General features: G+C 44.0%; 21 protein-coding genes, 1 riboswitch and 2 other annotated features. Of the genes, 16 read left to right on the top strand and 5 right to left on the bottom strand.

The features are described 5' to 3' along the window. The first annotated feature begins 8 nt into the window (after positions 1-8). Positions 9-1,490, top strand: coding sequence for a UDP-glucose--hexose-1-phosphate uridylyltransferase (locus tag B7700_RS10760; protein WP_084888833.1), 1,482 nt, complete (start codon positions 9-11; stop codon positions 1,488-1,490). Positions 1,491-1,559: 69 nt separating this feature from the next. Continuing rightward, positions 1,560-1,964, top strand: coding sequence for a PaaI family thioesterase (locus B7700_RS10755; RefSeq protein ID WP_070842884.1), 405 nt, complete (start codon positions 1,560-1,562; stop codon positions 1,962-1,964). A 33-nt stretch (positions 1,965-1,997) separates the two neighbouring features. Here the strand turns inward: B7700_RS10755 and B7700_RS10750 are convergent, their stop codons facing one another. The 4 genes from B7700_RS10750 to B7700_RS10735 all read right to left on the bottom strand — a co-directional run bounded on the left by B7700_RS10750 (position 1,998) and on the right by B7700_RS10735 (position 5,526). Beyond that, positions 1,998-3,260, bottom strand: coding sequence for a nucleobase:cation symporter-2 family protein (locus tag B7700_RS10750; protein ID WP_001194477.1), 1,263 nt, complete (start codon positions 3,258-3,260; stop codon positions 1,998-2,000). Then, entirely contained in the window at positions 3,260-3,841 is a 582-nt protein-coding gene (locus tag B7700_RS10745; protein ID WP_004256023.1) for a xanthine phosphoribosyltransferase, read from the bottom strand. Before B7700_RS10745 ends, B7700_RS10750 begins: the two co-directional genes overlap by 1 nt. A 130-nt stretch (positions 3,842-3,971) precedes the next feature. Next, a riboswitch (purine riboswitch) is annotated at positions 3,972-4,067 on the bottom strand. A gap of 233 nt (positions 4,068-4,300) precedes the next feature. Continuing rightward, positions 4,301-4,687 (bottom strand): bleomycin resistance protein, encoded by a 387-nt coding sequence (locus B7700_RS10740; protein ID WP_000386217.1) that lies wholly within the window; start codon positions 4,685-4,687, stop codon positions 4,301-4,303. A gap of 11 nt (positions 4,688-4,698) precedes the next feature. Further along, a complete protein-coding gene (locus B7700_RS10735; RefSeq protein ID WP_084888831.1) occupies positions 4,699-5,526 on the bottom strand; it encodes an exodeoxyribonuclease III in 828 nt (275 codons plus the stop codon). Between the two features lie 133 nt (positions 5,527-5,659). Here B7700_RS10735 and B7700_RS10730 point away from each other — a divergent pair, with 133 nt between their 5' ends. The 14 genes from B7700_RS10730 to trpA all read left to right on the top strand — a co-directional run bounded on the left by B7700_RS10730 (position 5,660) and on the right by trpA (position 20,912). Further along, entirely contained in the window at positions 5,660-6,115 is a 456-nt protein-coding gene (locus tag B7700_RS10730; RefSeq protein ID WP_000675331.1) for a DUF3290 family protein, read from the top strand. Further along, positions 6,112-6,747 (top strand): DUF421 domain-containing protein, encoded by a 636-nt coding sequence (locus B7700_RS10725; RefSeq protein ID WP_084888829.1) that lies wholly within the window; start codon positions 6,112-6,114, stop codon positions 6,745-6,747. The genes B7700_RS10730 and B7700_RS10725 overlap by 4 nt, the downstream gene beginning before the upstream one ends. Before the next feature lie 54 nt (positions 6,748-6,801). Continuing rightward, positions 6,802-8,547 (top strand): ABC transporter ATP-binding protein, encoded by a 1,746-nt coding sequence (locus tag B7700_RS10720; RefSeq protein WP_084888827.1) that lies wholly within the window; start codon positions 6,802-6,804, stop codon positions 8,545-8,547. Next, positions 8,537-10,279: an ABC transporter ATP-binding protein gene (locus tag B7700_RS10715; protein ID WP_084888825.1), complete on the top strand. Its 1,743-nt coding sequence runs from the start codon at positions 8,537-8,539 to the stop codon at positions 10,277-10,279. Before B7700_RS10720 ends, B7700_RS10715 begins: the two co-directional genes overlap by 11 nt. Positions 10,280-10,485: 206 nt before the next feature. Further along, positions 10,486-11,178, top strand: coding sequence for a sugar transferase (locus B7700_RS10705; RefSeq protein WP_000922210.1), 693 nt, complete (start codon positions 10,486-10,488; stop codon positions 11,176-11,178). A gap of 42 nt (positions 11,179-11,220) precedes the next feature. Further along, positions 11,221-12,447 (top strand): DegT/DnrJ/EryC1/StrS family aminotransferase, encoded by a 1,227-nt coding sequence (locus B7700_RS10700; protein WP_001134529.1) that lies wholly within the window; start codon positions 11,221-11,223, stop codon positions 12,445-12,447. A gap of 42 nt (positions 12,448-12,489) precedes the next feature. Next, positions 12,490-12,714, top strand: a binding site (T-box leader). A 162-nt stretch (positions 12,715-12,876) separates the two neighbouring features. Further along, the gene (gene trpB / locus B7700_RS10695) at positions 12,877-14,055 is read left to right on the top strand and encodes a tryptophan synthase subunit beta (RefSeq protein WP_061427972.1); all 1,179 of its coding nucleotides are present in this window, start codon (positions 12,877-12,879) and stop codon (positions 14,053-14,055) included. Next, positions 14,052-14,277, top strand: a binding site (T-box leader). Its footprint overlaps the gene before it by 4 nt. 375 nt (positions 14,278-14,652) lie before the next feature. Then, complete coding sequence (gene trpE, locus B7700_RS10690; RefSeq protein WP_084888822.1) at positions 14,653-16,014, top strand: anthranilate synthase component I; 1,362 nt, start codon at positions 14,653-14,655, stop codon at positions 16,012-16,014. Next, positions 16,011-16,577, top strand: a complete 567-nt coding sequence (locus B7700_RS10685; RefSeq protein WP_000601909.1) for an aminodeoxychorismate/anthranilate synthase component II — start codon at positions 16,011-16,013, stop codon at positions 16,575-16,577. Before trpE ends, B7700_RS10685 begins: the two co-directional genes overlap by 4 nt. Before the next feature lie 10 nt (positions 16,578-16,587). Further along, positions 16,588-17,592, top strand: a complete 1,005-nt coding sequence (trpD, locus tag B7700_RS10680; protein WP_084888821.1) for an anthranilate phosphoribosyltransferase — start codon at positions 16,588-16,590, stop codon at positions 17,590-17,592. After that, entirely contained in the window at positions 17,589-18,356 is a 768-nt protein-coding gene (gene trpC / locus B7700_RS10675; protein WP_084888819.1) for an indole-3-glycerol phosphate synthase TrpC, read from the top strand. Before trpD ends, trpC begins: the two co-directional genes overlap by 4 nt. Beyond that, positions 18,343-18,942, top strand: a complete 600-nt coding sequence (locus B7700_RS10670; RefSeq protein ID WP_084888816.1) for a phosphoribosylanthranilate isomerase — start codon at positions 18,343-18,345, stop codon at positions 18,940-18,942. The genes trpC and B7700_RS10670 overlap by 14 nt, the downstream gene beginning before the upstream one ends. Next, entirely contained in the window at positions 18,920-20,143 is a 1,224-nt protein-coding gene (gene trpB, locus B7700_RS10665) for a tryptophan synthase subunit beta (RefSeq protein WP_000331265.1), read from the top strand. The genes B7700_RS10670 and trpB (B7700_RS10665) overlap by 23 nt, the downstream gene beginning before the upstream one ends. Beyond that, positions 20,136-20,912: a tryptophan synthase subunit alpha gene (gene trpA, locus B7700_RS10660; protein WP_084888814.1), complete on the top strand. Its 777-nt coding sequence runs from the start codon at positions 20,136-20,138 to the stop codon at positions 20,910-20,912. The genes trpB (B7700_RS10665) and trpA overlap by 8 nt, the downstream gene beginning before the upstream one ends. Here the strand turns inward: trpA and B7700_RS10655 are convergent. Beyond that, a complete protein-coding gene (locus B7700_RS10655) occupies positions 20,884-21,543 on the bottom strand; it encodes a prepilin peptidase (protein WP_000564998.1) in 660 nt (219 codons plus the stop codon). The genes trpA and B7700_RS10655 overlap by 29 nt on opposite strands. Between the last annotated feature and the right edge of the window lie 66 nt (positions 21,544-21,609).

Here is a 21,609-nt window from a genome sequence, read left to right as displayed (position 1 = left end):
GCTCTATAGTGACCCTAGTAGATAAATTTGTAACACATGTTATTACTGAAAGTACCTTTGAGGAAATGGATCGAATCTACCTGACTAATCGTGTTTTGGCACGAGTGGGAGATGGTGTTTTGGAAGTTGAGACCAATCTGGATAAATTGATTGACCTCAAGGACCAGCTGGTTGAGGAAGCCGTTCGATTAGAGACGATTGAGGATAGTCAGACTGCGCGTGAAATTCTTGGTGCTGAACTGATGGACTTGGTGACCCCTTGTCCAAGTCAGGTCAATCGTGACTTTTGGGCGACCTATGCCCGATCTCCTGAGCAAGCGATAGCGGATTTCTACCAACTCAGTCAGAAGAATGACTACATCAAACTCAAGGCCATTGCTAAAAATATCGCTTATCGTGTTCCATCTGATTACGGTGAACTTGAAATTACCATCAACCTCTCTAAGCCTGAAAAGGATCCGAAAGAGATTGTGGCAGCCAAGTTGGTGCAAGCTAGTAATTATCCTCAGTGTCAGCTCTGTATTGAAAATGAAGGCTACCATGGTCGAGTTAACCACCCAGCTCGCAGTAACCACCGTATTATCCGTTTTGAAATGGCTGGTCAGGAGTGGGGCTTCCAGTATTCGCCCTATGCTTATTTTAATGAGCACTGTATTTTCTTAGACGGCCAGCATCGTCCCATGGCGATTAGTCGTCAGAGCTTTGAACGTTTGTTGGCTATCGTAGAGCAGTTTCCAGGATATTTTGCAGGATCTAATGCCGATCTGCCGATTGTGGGGGGCTCTATTCTAACTCACGATCACTATCAGGGGGGACGACATGTTTTTCCTATGGAATTGGCTCCCTTGCAAAAGACTTTCTCTTTTGCTGGTTTTGAGCAGGTCAAGTCTGGGATTGTCAAGTGGCCTATGTCTGTCCTACGTTTGACTTCGGGTTCCAAAGAAGATTTGATCAACTTAGCTGATAAGATTTTGCAAGAATGGCGCCAGTATTCAGACCCTGAAGTGCAGATTTTGGCAGAGACAGACGGGACACCGCATCACACCATCACACCAATTGCACGTAAACGCAATGGACAATTTGAGTTGGACTTGGTCTTGAGAGACAATCAGACTTCTGCAGAACATCCTGATGGCATCTATCATCCCCACAAGGATGTTCAACATATCAAGAAGGAAAATATCGGCTTGATTGAGGTCATGGGCTTGGCTATCTTGCCACCACGTCTGAAAGCAGAAGTGGAGCAAGTAGCTAGCTATCTTGTAGGAGAAGCTGTTACAGTTGCCGATTATCATCAGGAATGGGCTGACCAACTTAGAGCCCAATATCCAGACCTAGCGGATAAAGAAAAAGCCCTTGAAATCGTCAAGGACTCTGTTGGTACTATCTTTGCTCGTGTACTTGAGGATGCAGGGGTTTACAAGCAGACAGAACAAGGACAGGCAGCTTTTATGCGCTTTGTAGAACAGGTCGGAATTTTGCCAGACTAGGAGCTTTCTCCTTGCACAGTCCTATAAAAAGTAGTATCATAGTGTCGTTTGAAATATCAGGAGGAAACGATGAAAGATTTTCATTTTGATGCTATATCTGCCTTTGAAAATTACGAAATAGAACAAATGAGAGATGGTCACGTTGTGGTGACGACCAAAGTAGTGGACTCGTCGCTCAACTACTATGGCAATGCCCATGGTGGCTATCTCTTTACCCTTTGTGACCAAATCAGTGGTTTGGTGGTTATCTCGCTGGGGCTTGATGGGGTGACGCTCCAGTCCTCTATCAACTACCTCAAAGCAGGAAAACTTGACGATGTGCTGACCATTAAAGGAGAATGTGTCCATCAAGGTCGCACAACCTGTGTCGTGGATGTCGATATCACCAATCAAGAAGGCAGAAATGTTTGTAAAGCCACCTTTACCATGTTTGTCACAGGTCATCGGTCAGAAGATAGACAGGTAAGGATATAGAGAAACAAAAAAGAGGCTCGCACCTCTTTTTTTTTATTTCTTCTTATGATTTAATACTGCATTGAGGACAATGGCGAGTAGGCTGGCTACGACGATTCCGTTTGAGAAGAACATTTGGAAGGCTGTCGGCATGCTGACAAAGAGATTACTGTTGTTGAGTCCGACACCTGCAGCGATTGAAACTGCTGCGATAAGGAAGTTGTGTTCATTGTTAGCAAAGTCAACACGGGCGAGGATTTGCATCCCTTGAATAGATACAAAACCAAACATCACCAGCATAGCACCACCGAGGACAGGGCTCGGAATGATTTGGGCAAGGGCACCAAACTTAGGAAGGAGTCCAAGGAGAACGAGGAAACCAGCTGCGTAGTAGATTGGCAGGCGAGTCTTGATACCTGATAATTTAACCAAACCAACGTTTTGTGAAAATCCTGTGTAAGGGAAGGTGTTAAAGATTCCTCCGAGAAGTACGGCCAAACCTTCTGCGCGGTAACCGTTGCGCAGGCGCGTGCTGTCGATTGGGTCTTTTGTGATATCAGACAAGGCTAGGTAAACACCAGTAGACTCAACCATAGACACCGTTGCGATGATACACATCATGACAATAGATGAGATTTCAAAGGTTGGCATCCCAAAGTAGAGTGGAGTTGGGACATGGACAAGAGGTGCTGCTGCAACAGGAGAGAAGTCCACCAAACCCATGCTAGCAGCAATGGCAGTTCCAACAACCAAACCAATCAAAATAGAGATAGATTTGATAAATCCTTTGGTAAAGATATTAATCAAGAGGATAATCAAAACAGTGATAGCTGCAAGCAAGAGACTTTGACCAGTTGGCTCTGGAACGTTATTTCCCATATTTCCAATAGCGACAGGAATCAAGGTTAAACCAATCGTGGTAATAACAGATCCTGTTACGATAGATGGGAAGAGATTGGCCACTTTTGAGAAGATGCCTGAAACAAGAACCACGTAAATCCCTGATGCGATAAGGGCACCAAACATAGCACCACTACCATGGCTTTGCCCAATCATAATCAAGGGAGCGACCGACTGGAATGCAACTCCGAGCACGACTGGTAGTCCAATTCCAAAGTATTTGTTGAGTTGGAGTTGGAGGAAGGTTGCCACCCCACACATGAAGATATCTGTGGAAATCAGGTAGGTTAACTGCTCAGCCGAATAGCCAAGGGCTGTCGCAATCATGATGGGAACTAGGATAGATCCTGAGTACATGGCTAGTAAGTGCTGCAAGCCAAGAACGGCTGCTTGCGAGTGTTTTTCTTGAGTTTGCATTAGAGATCTGCCTCCTTAAATACGACCTGACCATTTTCAAAACGATCTAAACGAGCAAGTGATAGAACAGGGTAGCCTGCTTTTTCAAGCAAATCACGGCCATCTTGGAAAGATTTTTCAATCACGATACCGATAGCTTCGACTGTGGCTCCGGCCTGTTCGATGATTTGAATCAAGCCTTTGGCAGCTTGGCCATTAGCAAGGAAATCGTCGATAATCAAGACCTTGTCCTCTGGTGAGAGGAATTTTCCAGCGATAGAAACGGTGCTGGTCACTTGCTTGGTAAAGGAGTAAACTTCGGCAGTTAAGATACCTTCGTTCATGGTAATGTTCTTAGCTTTTTTAGCAAAAATCATAGGGACATTTAAGGCTTCAGCTGTAAAAACAGCTGGGGCAATACCCGACGCTTCAATGGTTACAACCTTGGTAATGCCAGCAGCAGTAAATTTTTCCGCAAAAACCTTACCAATCTCTCGCATCAAGCTAAAGTCAACTTGGTGGGTTAAAAAGGAATCCACCTTGAGGATGTTGTCACCCAAGATATGCCCATCCTTGAGGATGCGCTCTTCTAATAATTTCATAAGACCTCCTAAAGTCTAAAAGCCAATCCATTTGCTTGTTCCAGATTCCTATCAAGTAAAAACTGATAGAAAAAAGACCTACTTAATCTCTAAGTAAGTCCCCAAAATAGGCATGGCAAAAAAGACCATCCCCTCAAGCTGACTTACTTATTGTTAGGTGTTCCGGCACCTTGTAGAAACGTCGTGCCAATTCACGACATAAACAAGTAAAATGATATTCAATTTTAAATAGGCTTGAGCCAATGTTTTTATTTTACACTAAATAACTTTAGAAATCAAATGTTTTGTTAGTGTTTTGCTTTAAAAAACGAACAAATATAATAAGAATAGGGAAAAATTAACTTATTGGCTAACATTTAGAAGGTTTTTCCATCATAAAAGGGCATATTATTAGGTTTTTAAACACCTGACAATATGCCTTTTTCTAATTTTAAAGACTTTTTCCCAATCTTTATTATTCTACTCGCTAAATCTTAAAAAATAACCATCTGGATCCAAAACTGCAAATTCATGGGGATATATAAAGCTATCTCCTACTCGAAATTCTCTTTTTGTCAGGGGACGATGGATGGGATAGTCAGCTTCCAGCAGTTTTTGGTGGAGCTGAGGAACATCTGCAATGCCAAAGGAAATATTGACACCGCGTCCGAAAGGATAGGTCAGCTGAGCTAATTCTTCTGCGCTGCCTTCTTCTAGCATAAGTTGGCAGTCTTCAAGCGAGAGGAAGAGAAATTTCTCCTCTGGACGCTCGTATTCGACAGAGAATCCTAGCAGGTCGCAGTAGAAGTGGCGTGATTTTTCGATGTCAGATACTACAAATTCAGGAATGACAGCTTGATAGTCCATTCGTTTTCTCCTTAGAGTTCAATCTCCAAGACAATCGGTGTATGGTCTTGGCGAGCACCTGAGTCAATCATATCAGATTTAGTGACCTTGTCTGCGAGACGGTTACTTGTGAGCCAGTAGTCGATTCTCCAGCCTGTATTGTTGATTTTAGAAGTCTTGCTGCGCTGTGCCCACCAAGTGTAGCGTTCTGGAACATCGCCATGAATATGGCGGAAGGTGTCGGTAAATCCAGTTGCTAAAAGGTTGGTAAATCCAGCACGTTCCTCGTCGGTAAATCCTGGTGAACGGCGATTACTAGCAGGATTTGCAAGGTCAATCTCATTGTGGGCCACATTGTAGTCACCGGTCGCAAGGACTGGTTTTTCTTTGTCTAGTTCAGCCAAGTACTCCGCATATTTGACATCCCAGATCTGGCGTTCTTCCAAGCGTTTGAGACCGTCGCCAGCGTTTGGAGTGTAAACTTGGGTCACGAAAAAATCATCAAATTCTAGAGTGATGATACGACCTTCCAAGTCCATGGTAGAAGGGGCACCGATTTCTGGGAAAGTGACAGTGGGTGAGAGTTCTTTCTTATAGAGGAACATGGTTCCAGCATAGCCTTTCCGGGCAGGTTCTTGTGAAGAGCGCCACGTGTTTGCGTAGCCTGGGAAGAGTTCTTCTAAAATCTCCAAGTGTTTCTTTGTAGGCCCCTTGGCAGAAAGCTTGGTTTCTTGGATAGCAATGATATCAGCATTTTCAGCGACCAAGGTTTGTAGGACTTCTTGGGACAATTTGGCACGAGCTGAGTCACTGGTTAGGGCAGCATTGAGGGAATCAATATTCCATGAGATGAGTTTCATAAAGTTACCTTTTTCATTCAGATTATAGATTTTATTATACCAAAAAAAGGTCTATTTCCCCAACGTATGGCTTGAAAAATCACTCTCTTTCGTTTATAATGAAGAATGATTTTATGAAAGGGAGTGAAAATAAATGAAATTTTACTCGTATGACTATGTACTTAGCCAAATCAGTCAGCAAAATGGAATCATGATTGGCTTTGGGATTGTGCTCCTAGCTATCACAGGATTTTTTGCTTTTAAGGCTTATCGTGATAAAAAGGGGACTAAGTTTCGGGAATTGGTCATGATTTTAGCCTTGACCTTAGTAGCCATGCTTTTGGTGACAATTTCAAAATACCAGACCAATCAAGCCTCTAACAATCAATTTCAAACTTCCCTTCATTTCATAGAGGTTGTTTCTAAAGACTTGGGGGTGGATAAATCAGAAGTTTACGTTAATACTTCAGCTGCCACTGATGGAGCGCTTGTCAAGGTAGGTCCAAATTTCTACCGCGCCATGAACGGGAGCCAACCAGACAAGTATCTTTTAGAGAAATTAGAATTGCATCAAACAGACGCTATTGAATTGGTGGAGGTAAACAAATGACACTCAACTATATGGAAATTTTAATCAAACTGGCCTTGGGTCTTTTCTCTCTTGTTTTTGTTATTAATGTGACAGGAAAGGGGAACCTAGCACCTAACTCTGCGACAGACCAAATTCAGAACTATGTTCTTGGTGGTATCATCGGTGGGGTAATTTACAATAGTTCTATTAGCATTCTCCAGTATGCAGTGATTCTGATGATGTGGACTATTTTGGTTTTGACACTCAAGTGGCTTAATAACAATGTTCGTTTTGTCAAACGCTTGATTGATGGGAAACCAACTCTCCTCATTAAAAATGGGCAGATTGCCCCAGAAGCCTGTCGTTCAGTTGGTTTGTCTGCAGCAGAAGTTGCTCTCAAACTTCGTAGCCAAGGGATTTTCCAGATGAAACAGGTCAAATGCGCTGTGCAGGAGCAAAATGGCCAACTCATCGTGGTCCAAATGGGGGATGAAAATCCTAAGTATCCAGTTGTGACTGACGGTGTGATCCAAGTCGATGTTTTGGAATCGATTGGCCGTAGCGAAGAGTGGCTGCTTGATAATCTAAGCAAACAAGGACATGACAATGTGGCCAATATCTTTATCGCTGAGTATGACAAGGGTGCCGTCACAGTTGTAACCTATGAATAAGAAAAACCTGGGGTCTTGGCCTCAGGTTTCCATTTGCAATCAGAAAGGGATTTTATGTCCATTATTCAAAAACTTTGGTGGTTTTTCAAGTTAGAAAAACGCCGTTATCTAGTCGGGATTGTGGCCTTGGTCTTGGTTTCCGTCCTCAATCTTATTCCACCTATGGTCATGGGGCGGGTCATTGATGCCATCACATCGGGGCAATTAACCCAGCAGGACCTTCTTCTTGACCTATTTTACTTGCTCCTTGCAGCCTTTGGGATGTATTATCTGCGCTATGTTTGGCGTATGTATATCCTCGGAACCTCCTACCGTTTGGGGCAGATTATGCGGTCTCGCTTATTTGAGCATTTCACAAAAATGTCTCCAGCCTTTTATCAGACCTATCGAACGGGAGACCTGATGGCACACGCTACAAATGATATCAATGCCTTAACCCGTCTGGCAGGCGGCGGTGTTATGTCTGCGGTGGATGCCTCCATCACAGCTTTAGTGACCTTGCTAACCATGCTTTTTAGCATCTCATGGCAAATGACCTTAGTTGCCATTTTGCCCCTGCCTTTCATGGCTTATGCGACCAGTCGTCTAGGGAGAAAGACCCACAAGGCCTTTGGTGAATCACAGGCTGCCTTTTCTGAACTCAATAATAAGGTGCAGGAGTCTGTATCAGGTATTAAAGTGACCAAGTCTTTCGGGTATCAGGCGGACGAGTTGATGTCCTTTCAGACAGTCAATGAATTGACCTTCCAAAAGAATCTCCAAACCATGAAATACGATAGTCTCTTTGACCCCATGGTTCTCTTGTTTGTTGGTTCGTCCTATGTTTTAACTCTCTTGGTCGGCTCTTTGATGGTTCAGAAAGGGCAAATCACGGTTGGGAATCTGGTCACCTTTATCAGCTACTTGGATATGCTAGTTTGGCCTCTTATGGCCATTGGTTTCCTCTTTAATATCACTCAGCGAGGCAAGGTTTCTTACCAACGGATTGAGGAACTTTTATCTCAGGAATCACCTGTAAAAGACCCTGAGTTTCCTCTGGACGGTATTGAAAATGGACGTTTGGAGTACGCTATTGACAGCTTTGCCTTTGAAAATGAGGAGACACTGACGGATATTCACTTTAGTTTAGAAAAAGGACAAACCCTAGGCTTGGTCGGACAGACAGGCTCTGGGAAAACGTCCTTGATTAAGCTCCTCTTGCGTGAATACGATGTGGATAAGGGAGCTATTTATCTAAACGATCACGATATTCGTGATTATCGTCTGACAGACCTTCGTGGTCTCATGGGCTATGTCCCTCAAGATCAGTTTCTCTTTGCGACCTCTATCTTAGACAATATCCGCTTCGGCAATCCTAATTTGCCCCTTTCAGCGGTCGAGGAAGCGACTAAACTAGCTCAAGTTTATAAAGATATTGTGGACATGCCTCAGGGATTTGATACGCTGATCGGTGAAAAGGGAGTCAGTCTCTCAGGTGGTCAAAAGCAACGTCTGGCTATGAGTAGGGCTATGATTTTAGACCCTGATATCTTGATTCTAGATGATTCCTTGTCAGCCGTGGATGCCAAGACAGAGTATGCGATTATCGACAATCTCAAGGAGACGCGCAAGGACAAGACAACTATTATTACAGCACATCGACTCAGTGCAGTTGTCCATGCAGATTTGATTTTAGTCCTGCAAAATGGTCAAATTATCGAACGAGGCAGGCACGAAGACTTGCTAGCTTTGGATGGCTGGTATGCCCAAACCTACCAGTCTCAGCAGATGGAAATGAAAGGAGAAGAAGATGCAGAATAAGAAAGAACAATGGACTGTATTGAAGCGCTTGATGTCCTATCTCAAGCCTTACGGCCTCCTGACCTTTTTGGCACTCAGTTTTCTCCTAGCGACGACGGTCATTAAAAGTGTCATTCCCCTTGTGGCTTCCCACTTTATCGACCAGTATCTGAGTAATCTTAACCAACTAGCCATTACCGTTTTGCTGTCCTACTATGGCCTTTATATCCTACAAACTGTAGTTCAGTATGTCGGTAATCTTCTCTTTGCGCGGGTATCCTACAGTATCGTTAGGGATATTCGTCGCGATGCCTTTGATAATATGGAGAAGCTGGGCATGTCTTACTTTGACAAGACGCCAGCAGGCTCTATTGTCTCTCGTTTGACCAATGATACTGAGACCATCAGTGATATGTTTTCGGGGATTTTATCCAGCTTTATTTCAGCAGTTTTCATCTTTCTGACAACTCTGTATACCATGTTGGTATTGGATTTTCGTTTGACAGCTTTAGTCTTGCTCTTTCTCCCCTTGATTTTCCTTTTGGTCAATCTCTATCGAAAAAAATCAGTGAAAATCATTGAGAAAACCAGAAGTCTCTTGTCAGATATCAATAGCAAGCTGGCCGAAAACATCGAGGGAATCAGAATAATCCAGGCCTTTAATCAAGAGAAGCGCCTACAGTCAGAGTTTGATGAAATCAACCAAGAACACTTGGTCTATGCCAACCGTTCTGTAGCCTTGGATGCCCTCTTTTTGCGCCCTGCCATGAGTTTGCTGAAACTTTTAGGTTATGCTGTCTTGATGGCCTATTTTGGCTATCGTGGACTTTATCTGGGAATAACTGCCGGAACCATGTATGCCTTTATCCAGTACATCAATCGTCTCTTTGATCCCCTGATTGAGGTGACTCAAAACTTTTCAACCCTTCAAACTTCCATGGTGTCTGCAGGTCGTGTATTTGCCTTGATTGACGAGAGGACCTATGAACCTCTTCAAGAAAATGGCCAGGCTAAAGTCAAAGAAGGCAATATCCGGTTTGAACATGTGTGTTTCTCATATGACGGTAAACATCAGATTCTGGATGATATTTCCTTTTCGGTTAACAAGGGTGAAACCATTGCTTTTGTAGGCCATACAGGTTCAGGGAAATCGTCTATTATCAATGTCCTCATGCGCTTTTATGAATTCCAGTCAGGGCGAGTTCTCTTGGATGGTGTGGACATTAGGGACTACAGTCAGGAAGAGCTGAGAAAGAACATCGGTCTGGTCTTGCAGGATCCCTTCCTCTATCATGGGACCATTAAGTCCAATATCGCCATGTACCAAGAGATCAGTGATGACCAGGTCCAGGCTGCAGCAGCCTTCGTGAATGCAGATTCCTTTATCCAAGAACTTCCTCAGGGTTATGATTCCCCTGTTTCTGAGCGTGGCTCCAGTTTTTCAACAGGTCAGCGTCAGCTTCTTGCCTTTGCCAGAACAGTCGCCAGTCAGCCTAAAATCCTGATTTTGGATGAAGCGACAGCCAATATTGACTCTGAAACAGAAAGTTTGGTTCAAGCTTCTCTGGCTAAGATGAGACAGGGACGGACAACCATTGCCATTGCTCATCGCCTTTCTACCATCCAAGACGCCAACTGTATCTATGTTTTGGACAAGGGGCGCATCATCGAGAGTGGAACCCATGAGGAACTCTTGGTTCTGGGAGGAACCTATCACAAGATGTATAGTTTGCAAGCGGGTGCCATGTCCTAATACTCTTTGAAAATCTATTCAAGCCATGTCAGCTTTATCCGCAATCTCAAAGCTGCACATTGATCAGCCTGCGGCTAGCTCTTTGATTTTCATTGAGTGTAAGAAGGAAATCCTTCAAATTACAGATTTCTTTCACCGCCTTTTCCATTTTGTGGTATAATGAAAAATGTTGACAAATAGTATAATAAAAACAAAGGAGAAACAGCATGCTGAAATGGGAAGACTTGCCCGTGGAAATGAAATCAAGCGAGGTTGAGTCTTACTACCAGCTTGTCTCTAAAAGGAAGGGTTCGCTGATTTTCAAGCGTTGTTTGGACTGGGTTTTGGCCTTGGTTGTACTGGTTCTGACCTCTCCCATCTTTCTCATTTTGAGCATTTGGATCAAGTTGGATAGCAAGGGGCCAGTGATTTACAAGCAAGAGCGCGTGACCCAGTACAATCGACCTTTCAAGATTTGGAAGTTCCGTACCATGGTGACGGATGCGGATAAAAAAGGAAGTCTGGTGACTTCTGCTAACGATAGCCGCATCACTAAGGTTGGCAATTTCATCCGCCGTGTCCGTTTGGACGAACTGCCTCAGTTGGTCAATGTCCTTAAAGGTGAGATGTCCTTTGTCGGTACACGACCTGAAGTGCCACGCTACACAGAGCAGTATAGCCCTGAAATGATGGCGACTTTGCTTTTACCAGCAGGGATTACCTCTCCAGCCAGCATCAACTACAAGGATGAGGACACCATCATCAGTCAAATGACGGAGAAAGGTTTGTCAGTTGACCAGGCCTATGTCGAACACGTCCTTCCTGAAAAGATGCGCTATAACCTCGCCTATCTCCGAGAGTTTAGTTTCCTTGGAGACATCAAAATCATGTTTCAAACCGTGTTTGAAGTGCTAAAATAAAGTAGTCATAAGAAAATGAGTACAGATAAAAGGAGCAAATCAATGCCAAATTACAATATTCCATTTTCACCTCCCGATATTACCGAAGCTGAAATTGCTGAAGTAGCGGATACCCTTCGTTCTGGTTGGATCACAACAGGTCCGAAGACAAAAGAACTGGAGCGCCGCTTGTCTCAATACACACAGACACCTAAGACTGTCTGCCTCAACTCTGCGACAGCCGCTCTTGAGTTGATTTTGCGTGTTTTGGAAGTGGGACCTGGGGATGAAGTCATCGTTCCAGCTATGACTTATACAGCTTCATGTAGTGTTATCACACACGTAGGAGCGACACCTGTCATGGTGGATATTCAAGCAGATACGTTTGAGATGGACTATGACTTGCTTGAGCAAGCCATCACTGAAAAGACTAAGGTGATTATTCCGGTTGAGCTTGCAGGGATTGTTTGCGACTATGATCGTTTGCTCCAAGTGGTGGAGAAGAAACGGGACCTCTTTACAGCTGCTAGCAAGTGGCAAAAAGCCTTTAACCGTATCGTAATTGTCTCAGATAGTGCCCATGCTTTGGGATCTACTTATAAAGGACAACCAGCTGGATCTATCGCTGACTTTACTTCCTTCTCATTCCACGCCGTTAAGAACTTTACAACGGCTGAGGGAGGAAGTGCGACTTGGAAAGCCAATCCAGCGATTGATGACGAAGAGATGTACAAGGAGTTCCAAATCCTTTCCCTTCACGGTCAAACAAAGGATGCTCTTGCCAAGATGCAATTGGGTTCATGGGAGTACGATATCGTCACACCAGCCTACAAGTGCAATATGACCGATATCATGGCTTCGATTGGTTTGGTACAATTGGACCGTTACCCAGCTTTGCTAGAACGTCGTAAGGACATCGTGGACCGCTATGATCGTGGTTTTGCAGGTTCTCGCATCCGTCCATTGGCACACAAGACTGATAGTGTCGAATCTTCACGCCACCTCTACATCACCCATGTAGAAGGAGCAAGTTTAGAAGAACGCAACCACATCATCCAAGAATTGGCCAAAGCAGGAATTGCAAGTAATGTACACTATAAACCGCTTCCTCTCCTGACAGCCTATAAGAATCTTGGTTTCGATATGGCAGATTATCCAAGAGCCTATGCCTTCTTTGAAAATGAAATTACGCTTCCTCTTCATACAAAATTAAGCGATGAAGAAGTTGATTACATCGTTCAGACTTTGGTGAGAATTTCTGAAGAAATCCTCGGTTCTGGAAAAAAATAATAAAAAATCTTGACAAAAAGCGGACAATAGCATATAATATTCTCAACAAATCAGAAAAGTAACTATTTTTGATCTTCAGGGAGCCTGTGGTGATTGTGAACAGGTGGTTGGAAGTAGTGAAAGTGGGCTGATTTTAAAAATGAATTTGAAACAATGAAAATTCGGTGCGCACACCTTACAGTGCAACTTGTTGTTAGACAAGGCAGAGATGTAAAGGGGATAGTCCCTTTATAATTGAGGTGGCACCGCGTTACCAACGCCCTCACATGGAAGTAGATTCTGTGTGTGGGCTTTTTTCTTTCGGTCATTTTGTTTATCTTTTATTAGGGCGTTAAGTCGCTTTGATGAACTTGAGTTCTATCTGCAGCTCCTTGCCTACTACTAAAAGCAAACAAAAAGCCGAATTAATATGGAAAGAGGAAAAATTTTATGACAACTAAAGGTTATTTTGGACAATTTGGTGGTAGTTTTGTACCGGAGCCGATTCAAGCTTTGTTGGATGAGTTGGAAGTGACATTTGACAAGTACAAGGATGATCCAGAGTTTTTGGCAGAATTTCGCCATTACTTGAAGGATTATTCTGGTCGCGAAACACCGCTTTATTTTGCGGAAAGTTTGACAGAGCACCTAGGTGGAGCTAAGATTTATCTCAAGCGCGAAGATCTTAACCACCTTGGTTCTCACAAGCTCAACAATGTTCTAGGTCAAATCCTTCTTGCCAAACGTATGGGCAAAAAACGAGTGATCGCAGAAACAGGAGCTGGTCAGCACGGTGTTGCGACAGCAGCGGCTGCAGCCAAGTTTGGTATGGCTTGTGATGTCTACATGGGTGCAGAAGATGTGGAGCGTCAACGACTCAATGTCTTCCGCATGGAGATGATGGGAGCGACTGTTCACGCAGTTGAAACGGGGACACGAACTCTTAAGGATGCGGTTGATGCAGCCTTTGGAGCATGGATGAATGACCTTGAAGCCTTCTACGTTTTGGGATCTGCTGTAGGACCTCATCCTTATCCTACCATTGTTCATGAATTCCAAAAGGTCATCAGTGAAGAATCTCGCCGTCAAATCTTAGAAAAAGAAGGTCGTTTACCAGACTACGTCATTGCCTGTGTAGGTGGTGGTTCGAATGCCATCGGTGCTTTTTCGCAGTATGTGGCTGATGAAGAAGTCAAATTGGTTGGGGTCGAAGCTGCCGGTCACGGACTTGACACAGACAAGCATGCAGCCACTATGACAAAGGGTAGTGTCGGAATTGTCGATGGTATGAAGACCTATGCAGTCTTTAAGGAAGACGGAGAGCTGGCGCCAGTTTACTCTATCTCAGCTGGTTTGGACTATCCAGGGGTTGGCCCAGAACACGCCTACTTCAAAGATTCTGGCCGCGTAGAATACGTAGCAGCGACAGATGAAGAAGCTGTTCAAGCCTTGCTCCTTCTTAGTAAGACAGAAGGGATTATCCCAGCGATTGAAAGTTCGCACGCCATCGCAGAAGCGGTTAAACGTGCACCGAAACTAAGTAAAGACGACATTATCATCATCAATGTCTCTGGTCGTGGAGACAAGGACGTAGCTGCGATTGCAGACTACCTAGAAGCTAAAAAATAAAAGATGGAAAAATTACAGTCTTTTCTCTCACAGAGAGCTTGTGGTTGCTGGAAACAAGCAGAGAAAACTGTAAGGTTGGGTCCATCTGAAACAAGAGAAAAAAACATAATTCTCAAGGGAGTGCCCTTTATCGCACAGCCTGTTACAGGAAATATCTGAGACAGGAATGAGAGATAGGAGAAATCCTATAATTGAGGTGGCACCGCGAATTTCGTCCTCACGCAAGTTATTTTGCGTGGGGATTTTTATATATTTATCGTAGATATGGCTATCAGTTTTAAATTATGCTTCATCACTAGATAGATTTCTATAAAATATTTGCTAACGAAGTGAGCATTGACCCGCTATTTCCCGCTATAGTGGTATTCTAGAGAAGCAAAGATGCTTCTCTAGAACGGAATTTTTGAGAGTAAAATAGTTTGGGGAACTATTTTAGCCTGAGCCTAGAAATGAATGAGCGAGGAGCTCGAAAATTAGGTCTTTCATTTCATGGATTTCTAAAATCATCCACTGGATAATTTTACCTCCCGTCCGCACTATTTAAGGGAAATAGAAAAAGATAAAAAATTAAAAAAAGGAACTGAAAGGGAAATTACAATGGAACGAATCATTCATGGAGATGTCTTATCACCAATCTTGGCTTATATGCGCCTAAAGGGGCAACACAAGGTTATTTTAGAGAGTATTCCGAGAGACAAGGAAACCGCTCGTTTTTCTATCTTAGCCTATAATCCAGTTTTTGAGATTCAGTTTGAAAATGGAGTTCTTTATCAAAATGGTCAAGTGATTGATCGGGATCCCTTGGATTTTCTTTATGAAGTGACTCATAAGAGCCAGCACCATTCAGACCTCCCTTTTGGTGGTGGGGCAATTGGTTTTGTTGGTTACGATATGATTTCACTTTATGAAGAAATTGGTCAAATTCCTGAAGATACTATTGGAACGCCAGACATGCATTTCTTCGTCTATGAGAGTTACATGGTCTTTGACCACAAGAAGGAAAAAATCCATGTCATAGAGGATGCTCTTTATAGTGAGCGTAGCCAAGAAGACTTGGAAAAAGCCTTAAACCAAGTGCTTGAGGAATTACGCATTCCTGCTCCAAATGAATTTGAAGATTTGGATTTATCACCACTTGACTTCAAACCCCATATCGCTCCTCAGAAGTTTGAGGAAATGGTGGAAACAGCTCGTGACTTGATTCGTAACGGGGATATGTTCCAATGCGTGCTCAGTCAGCGCTTCTCAGCAGAGGTTACTGGAAATCCATTTGACTTCTACAGAAATCTCCGCGTGACTAATCCTTCTAATTACCTTTATTTCTATGATTTTGGGGATTATCAAATCATCGGTGCCAGTCCTGAAAGTTTGGTTTCTGTCAAAAATGGCATCGTGACAACCAATCCGATTGCAGGGACACGACCAAGAGGTGCTACGGATGAAGAAGATAAGGATTTGGCGACAGACCTGCTTTCTGATGAGAAGGAAACAGCAGAACATCGGATGTTAGTAGACTTGGGTCGTAATGATATTGGCCGCATCTCTGAAACGGCTAGTGTCCAAGTTACTAAGTATATGGAAGTGGAGCTCTTCCGCTATGTTATGCATTTGACCAGCGTGGTCAAGGGGCGTTTGCTTCCAGAACTCACTGCAATGGATGCCTTGAAAGCAACACTTCCTGCTGGAACCGTTTCAGGAGCACCAAAGATTCGAGCTATGAGACGCATCTATGAAATGGAAACGGAAAAACGCGGTGTATACGCAGGAGCAATCGGTTACTTGTCTGCGACGAGTGATATGGATTTCGCTATTGCCATCCGAACTATGATTCTTAAAAATCAAACAGCCTATGTGCAGGCTGGGGCAGGAATTGTCTATGACTCTATCGCCCAAAACGAATACCAAGAAACCATTAACAAAGCAAAATCTATGACTAGAATTGGAGAACTAAGACCATGATTTTATTGATTGACAACTATGATTCTTTTACCTATAACTTGGCTCAATACATTGGGAATTTTGCAGAAGTTCAGGTTTTGAGAAATGATGATCCCAAGCTGTATGAAGAAGCTGAAAAAGCAGATGGTCTGGTCTTTTCTCCTGGTCCTGGTTGGCCAGTTGATGCTGGAAAGATGGAAGACATGATTCGTGACTTTGCAGGCAAGAAGCCAATTCTAGGGATTTGTTTGGGTCACCAAGCCATCGCAGAAGTATTTGGTGGTAAGTTAGGTTTGGCTCCAAAGGTCATGCATGGGAAACAGAGCAATATCAGCTTTGAAGCGCCATCTGTTTTGTATCAAGGCATTGAAGATGGCCGTGCGGTCATGCGTTATCACAGTATTTTGATTGAAGAAATGCCAGAAGACTTTGAAGTGACAGCTCGTTCGACTGATGACCAAGCCATCATGGGGATTCAACATAAAAACCTACCGATTTATGGCTTCCAGTACCATCCAGAGAGTATCGGAACGCCAGATGGATTGTCTTCTATTCGGAATTTTATCGAAAAGGTTGTAAAGTGAGGAAACTAGGATGAAAGAGATTATTGAAAAACTAGCAAAATTTGAACATTTATCAGGTGTGGAAATGACGGATGTCATCGAGCGTATCGTAACTGGGCGTGTAACGGAAGCGCAGATTGCTTCTCTCCTTTTGGCTCTTAAGATGAAGGGGGAAACACCTGAAGAACGCACAGCCATTGCCCAAGTCATGAGAGGGCATGCCCAACATATTCCAACTGAGATTCATGATGCCATGGACAACTGTGGTACAGGTGGGGACAAGTCTTTTAGTTTTAATATTTCCACAACTGCAGCCTTTGTCTTGGCTGGTGGCGGCATTCATATGGCTAAGCACGGTAACCGTTCGATTTCTTCTAAATCTGGCTCTGCAGATGTCCTAGAAGCCTTGGGCATTAACCTAGACCTCAAACCAGCTGAACTAGGTAAGGTCTTTGATAAGACTGGCATCGTTTTTCTCTTTGCTAAAAATATGCATCCAGCAATGAAATACATCATGCCAGCTCGTTTGGAATTGGGTATTCCAACGATTATGAACTTGACTGGTCCACTGATTCACCCAATGGCCTTGGAAACACAGCTTCTTGGAATTAGTCGTCCAGAACTTCTAGAAAGTACAGCTCAGGTTTTGAAAAATATGGGTCGCAAACGCGCTATCGTGGTTGCTGGACCAGAAGGTTTGGATGAAGCTGGTTTGAACGGGACAACCAAGATTGCACTTCTTGAGAATGGCGAAATCACCTTGTCAAGCTTTACTCCAGAGGATTTGGGAATGGAACGTTACGCTATCGAAGATATTCGTGGAGGCAATGCTCAGGAAAATGCAGAAATTTTGCTCAGCGTTCTTAAAAATGAACCAAGTCCATTCTTGGAAACTACAGTTTTAAATGCTGGTCTTGGTTTCTATGCTAATGGTAAGGTAGATAATATCAAGGATGGGGTTGCCTTGGCTCGTCAAGTGATTGCTAGTGGCAAGGCCCTTGAAAAACTCAGACTGTTACAGGAGTACCAAAAATGAGTCAGGAATTTTTAGCACGAATCTTGGAGCAGAAGGCGCGTGAGGTCGAGCAGATGGAGCTGGAGGAAGTCCAGCCCCTGCGTCAGACCTATCGCTTGGCTGAATTTTTGAAGAATCACCAAGACCGTTTACAGGTAATCGCTGAAGTCAAGAAAGCTAGCCCTAGTCTGGGAGATATCAATCTCAATGTGGATATTGTGCAACAGGCCCAGACTTATGAAGCGAACGGAGCAGTGATGATTTCGGTTTTGACAGATGAGGTTTTCTTTAAAGGTCATTTGGATTATCTACGGGGGATTTCCAGTCAGGTACAGATTCCAACGCTCAACAAGGACTTTATCATCGATGAAAAGCAAATCATCCGTGCTCGCAATGCAGGTGCAACAGTCATCTTACTCATTGTGGCTGCCTTGTCAGAAGAACGCCTTAAGGAACTCTACGACTACGCGACAGAGCTTGGTCTGGAAGTCTTGGTGGAAACCCACAATCTAGCTGAACTAGAGGTAGCTCACAGACTCGGTGCTCAGATTATCGGAGTTAATAACCGAAACTTGACCACCTTTGAGGTCGATTTGGAGACCAGTGTGGACTTGGCTCAGCACTTTAAGAAAGGTCACTATTACATTTCTGAATCTGCTATTTTCACAGGGCAGGATGCGGAACGAGTAGCACCATACTTTAACGGAATCTTGGTGGGGACAGCTCTCATGCAGGCAGAAGATGTAGCCCAGAGAATCAAGGAGTTGCAAATTGACAAAGGTTAAGATTTGTGGATTGACGACCAAAGAAGCGGTAGAAACAGCCGTATCAGCAGGGGCAGACTATATTGGTTTTGTCTTTGCACCTAGTAAAAGACAAGTGACCTTGGAAGAGGCTGCTGAGCTGGCAAAGCTTATTCCTGCAGATGTCAAAAAGGTTGGTGTATTTGTTTCACCAAGTCGGGCTCAACTGCTAGAAGTCATTGACAAAGTTGGCTTGGACTTGGTTCAAGTTCACGGTCAGGTGGCGGATGATTTGTTTGAGAATTTGCCTTGTGCCAGTATTCAGGCTGTGCAGGTGGATGGAGAGGGGCATGTGCCCAATTCTCAGGCAGATTATCTACTCTTTGATGCTCCTGTGGCAGGGAGTGGCCAGACCTTTGACTGGGGGAAATTGGATACGACAGGAATAGCACAGTCCTTCTTTATCGCAGGTGGGCTTAATGAAGACAATGTCGTAAAAGCAATTCAACACTTTACTCCCTATGCAGTAGATGTATCGAGCGGAGTAGAGACAGATGGACAAAAAGATCATGAAAAGATTAGAAGGTTTATAGAGAGGGTAAAGCATGGCATATCAGGAACCAAATAAAGATGGATTTTACGGAAAATTCGGTGGACGTTTCGTCCCAGAAACATTGATGACAGCAGTTTTGGAGTTGGAGAAGGCTTACCGTGAAAGTCAGGCAGACCCAAGTTTCCAAGAGGAATTAAACCAGCTCTTACGCCAGTATGTAGGACGTGAAACGCCCCTTTACTACGCAAAAAACTTGACCCAGCATATTGGCGGAGCCAAGATTTATCTCAAACGTGAAGACCTTAACCATACAGGGGCCCACAAGATTAACAATGCCTTGGGACAAGTTTTGCTTGCCAAACGCATGGGTAAAAAGAAAATTATCGCTGAAACAGGTGCTGGTCAGCACGGTGTAGCAACTGCAACTGCTGCAGCCCTCTTTAACATGGAATGTACTATCTACATGGGTGAGGAAGATGTCAAACGCCAAGCTCTCAATGTCTTCCGCATGGAACTTTTAGGAGCCAAGGTTGAGGCTGTGACAGATGGTTCGCGCGTGCTCAAGGATGCGGTCAATGCAGCCCTTCGTTCATGGGTGGCTAATATCGATGATACCCACTATATCCTTGGTTCTGCCTTGGGGCCTCATCCTTTCCCAGAAATTGTTCGTGATTTCCAAAGTGTCATCGGTAGAGAAGCTAAACAACAGTACCGTGACTTGACAGGTCAAGATTTGCCAGATGCCCTAGTAGCCTGTGTTGGTGGTGGTTCTAATGCTATCGGCCTCTTCCATCCCTTTGTAGAAGATGAGTCTGTAGCTATGTATGGGGCTGAAGCAGCTGGACTTGGTGTAGACACAGAGCACCACGCAGCTACCTTGACCAAGGGTCGTCCGGGTGTCCTTCACGGTTCCCTCATGGATGTGCTCCAAGATGCCCATGGTCAAATTCTTGAAGCCTTCTCTATCTCAGCAGGTTTGGACTATCCTGGTATCGGTCCAGAACATTCTCACTACCACGATATTAAACGTGCCAGCTATGTTCCTGTGACAGACGAAGAAGCCTTGGAAGGATTCCAGCTCTTGTCTCGTGTGGAAGGGATTATCCCAGCCTTAGAATCTAGCCATGCTATCGCCTTTGCGGTGAAATTGGCCAAAGAACTCGGTCCAGACAAATCCATGATAGTCTGTCTATCAGGTCGTGGTGACAAGGATGTGGTTCAAGTCAAAGACCGCTTGGAAGCAGATGCAGCAAAGAAGGGAGAAGCTCATGCCTAAGACACTAACAGAAAAATTAAATGCTATTAAAGCAGCTGGAAAAGGAATTTTCGTTCCTTATATCATGGCTGGAGACCATGAGAAAGGTTTGGCTGGACTCGCTGAAACAATCAACTTTTTAGAAGATTTGGGTGTTTCGGCTATTGAAGTCGGTATTCCCTTTTCAGATCCTGTCGCAGATGGACCTGTTATAGAAGAAGCTGGCTTGCGCAGTCTAGCCCACGGAACTTCTACTCAGGCTTTGGTTGAAACCTTGAAAACCATTCAAACAGAGATTCCACTGGTCATCATGACCTACTTCAACCCCCTCTTTCAGTACGGTGTGGAGAACTTTGTCAAAGATTTGGCAGATACAGCGGTTAAGGGCTTGATTATTCCAGACCTTCCTCATGAGCATGCCAATTTTGTAGAGCCATTTTTGGCAGATACAGACATTGCTTTGATTCCTTTAGTAAGCTTGACCACAGGGATTGAGCGCCAGAAAGAGTTGATTGAAGAGGCGGAGGGATTCGTCTATGCTGTTGCCATCAATGGGGTGACAGGGAAATCTGGCAATTACCGTGCAGACTTGGACAAGCACTTGGCACAATTGCATCAAGTAGCCGACATTCCAGTCTTGACAGGTTTTGGTGTATCTAGTCAAGCCGATGTAGAACGCTTCAATGCGGTGTCAGATGGTGTTATCGTCGGTTCGAAAATCGTAAAAGCTCTCCACCAAGGAGAGCCGATTGAGGACTTTATCAAACAAGCAGTAGCTTACCAAAAATAATCAAACAAGCAGCGAGTAAGAGGAAAGGCACGAAAGGCAGTCTTTCCTTTTTCTTTTGCAGGAGAAAGGCTAGAATTCCTGTTGCAGAAGCAAACTGAATCAAGATGAGTAACTCGGTTGCGCTAAAGACGAGAGCGCAAGAAGCCAGAAAGAGGAAATCCCCTGCACCCATACGGATATCGATAAAATGAGCTAGAATTCCTAGGACAAGGAAAAAGACCATGACCAGATTCCAGCCTGAGTAGACCATTAGAGGCAGATGGAAAGTTATCCAGACCAGTAAGGGATATTCCTGATGGCGAAAGTCGTAGATGCCCAAGGTCAAACCAGCAGTGATTAGGATGACTTGCCCCAAGGAAAGAAAACCCCAAGACCAAGATAGAAAGAGGAGTCCTAAGCCTAGTTCAAAGAGGGCATACCAGACAGGATAAGGAGCCTTGCAGTAGCGACAGCGAAAGCGATTGAAGACCTGCGAGAGAATCGGAATCAAATCTAAGGGACGCAAGCGAGTCTGACAGGAATCGCAGTGACTGGCTGGACTGATAATGGATTGCTCTGGAAAACGGTCAATGACCAAACCAAGAAAGGAAGCGAGAATGCTCCCGACAAGAAAAAAATAAAAATCAATCATACTTATCTATTCGTAAAAAATGGGAGAAGTAGTATAATGGAGAAACATAAACAAGATAGTGAGGTC

This window comes from Streptococcus mitis (assembly GCF_002096755.1).
In the GTDB taxonomy this organism is placed as follows: Bacteria; Bacillota; Bacilli; order Lactobacillales; family Streptococcaceae; genus Streptococcus; species Streptococcus mitis_AC.
The sequence above is the reverse complement of the archived record's forward strand: the minus strand, read 5'-3'. Positions and strand labels throughout refer to the sequence as shown.

Bases quoted from the DNA above. Each gene is read 5' to 3' on its own strand.
- B7700_RS10725 (WP_084888829.1), top strand. From the start codon at position 6,112: ATGACACTCAACTATATGGAAATTTTAATCAAACTGGCCTTGGGTCTT.
- trpB (WP_061427972.1), top strand. From the start codon at position 12,877: ATGACAACTAAAGGTTATTTTGGACAATTTGGTGGTAGTTTTGTACCG.
- B7700_RS10720 (WP_084888827.1), top strand. From the start codon at position 6,802: ATGTCCATTATTCAAAAACTTTGGTGGTTTTTCAAGTTAGAAAAACGC.
- B7700_RS10735 (WP_084888831.1), bottom strand. From the start codon at position 5,526: ATGAAACTCATCTCATGGAATATTGATTCCCTCAATGCTGCCCTAACC.
- B7700_RS10685 (WP_000601909.1), top strand. From the start codon at position 16,011: ATGATTTTATTGATTGACAACTATGATTCTTTTACCTATAACTTGGCT.
- B7700_RS10700 (WP_001134529.1), top strand. From the start codon at position 11,221: ATGCCAAATTACAATATTCCATTTTCACCTCCCGATATTACCGAAGCT.
- trpA (WP_084888814.1), top strand. From the start codon at position 20,136: ATGCCTAAGACACTAACAGAAAAATTAAATGCTATTAAAGCAGCTGGA.
- B7700_RS10750 (WP_001194477.1), bottom strand. From the start codon at position 3,260: ATGCAAACTCAAGAAAAACACTCGCAAGCAGCCGTTCTTGGCTTGCAG.
- trpB (WP_000331265.1), top strand. From the start codon at position 18,920: ATGGCATATCAGGAACCAAATAAAGATGGATTTTACGGAAAATTCGGT.
- trpC (WP_084888819.1), top strand. From the start codon at position 17,589: ATGAGTCAGGAATTTTTAGCACGAATCTTGGAGCAGAAGGCGCGTGAG.
- trpD (WP_084888821.1), top strand. From the start codon at position 16,588: ATGAAAGAGATTATTGAAAAACTAGCAAAATTTGAACATTTATCAGGT.
- B7700_RS10755 (WP_070842884.1), top strand. From the start codon at position 1,560: ATGAAAGATTTTCATTTTGATGCTATATCTGCCTTTGAAAATTACGAA.
- B7700_RS10745 (WP_004256023.1), bottom strand. From the start codon at position 3,841: ATGAAATTATTAGAAGAGCGCATCCTCAAGGATGGGCATATCTTGGGT.
- B7700_RS10730 (WP_000675331.1), top strand. From the start codon at position 5,660: ATGAAATTTTACTCGTATGACTATGTACTTAGCCAAATCAGTCAGCAA.
- B7700_RS10705 (WP_000922210.1), top strand. From the start codon at position 10,486: ATGCTGAAATGGGAAGACTTGCCCGTGGAAATGAAATCAAGCGAGGTT.
- B7700_RS10740 (WP_000386217.1), bottom strand. From the start codon at position 4,687: ATGGACTATCAAGCTGTCATTCCTGAATTTGTAGTATCTGACATCGAA.
- B7700_RS10655 (WP_000564998.1), bottom strand. From the start codon at position 21,543: ATGATTGATTTTTATTTTTTTCTTGTCGGGAGCATTCTCGCTTCCTTT.
- trpE (WP_084888822.1), top strand. From the start codon at position 14,653: ATGGAACGAATCATTCATGGAGATGTCTTATCACCAATCTTGGCTTAT.
- B7700_RS10715 (WP_084888825.1), top strand. From the start codon at position 8,537: ATGCAGAATAAGAAAGAACAATGGACTGTATTGAAGCGCTTGATGTCC.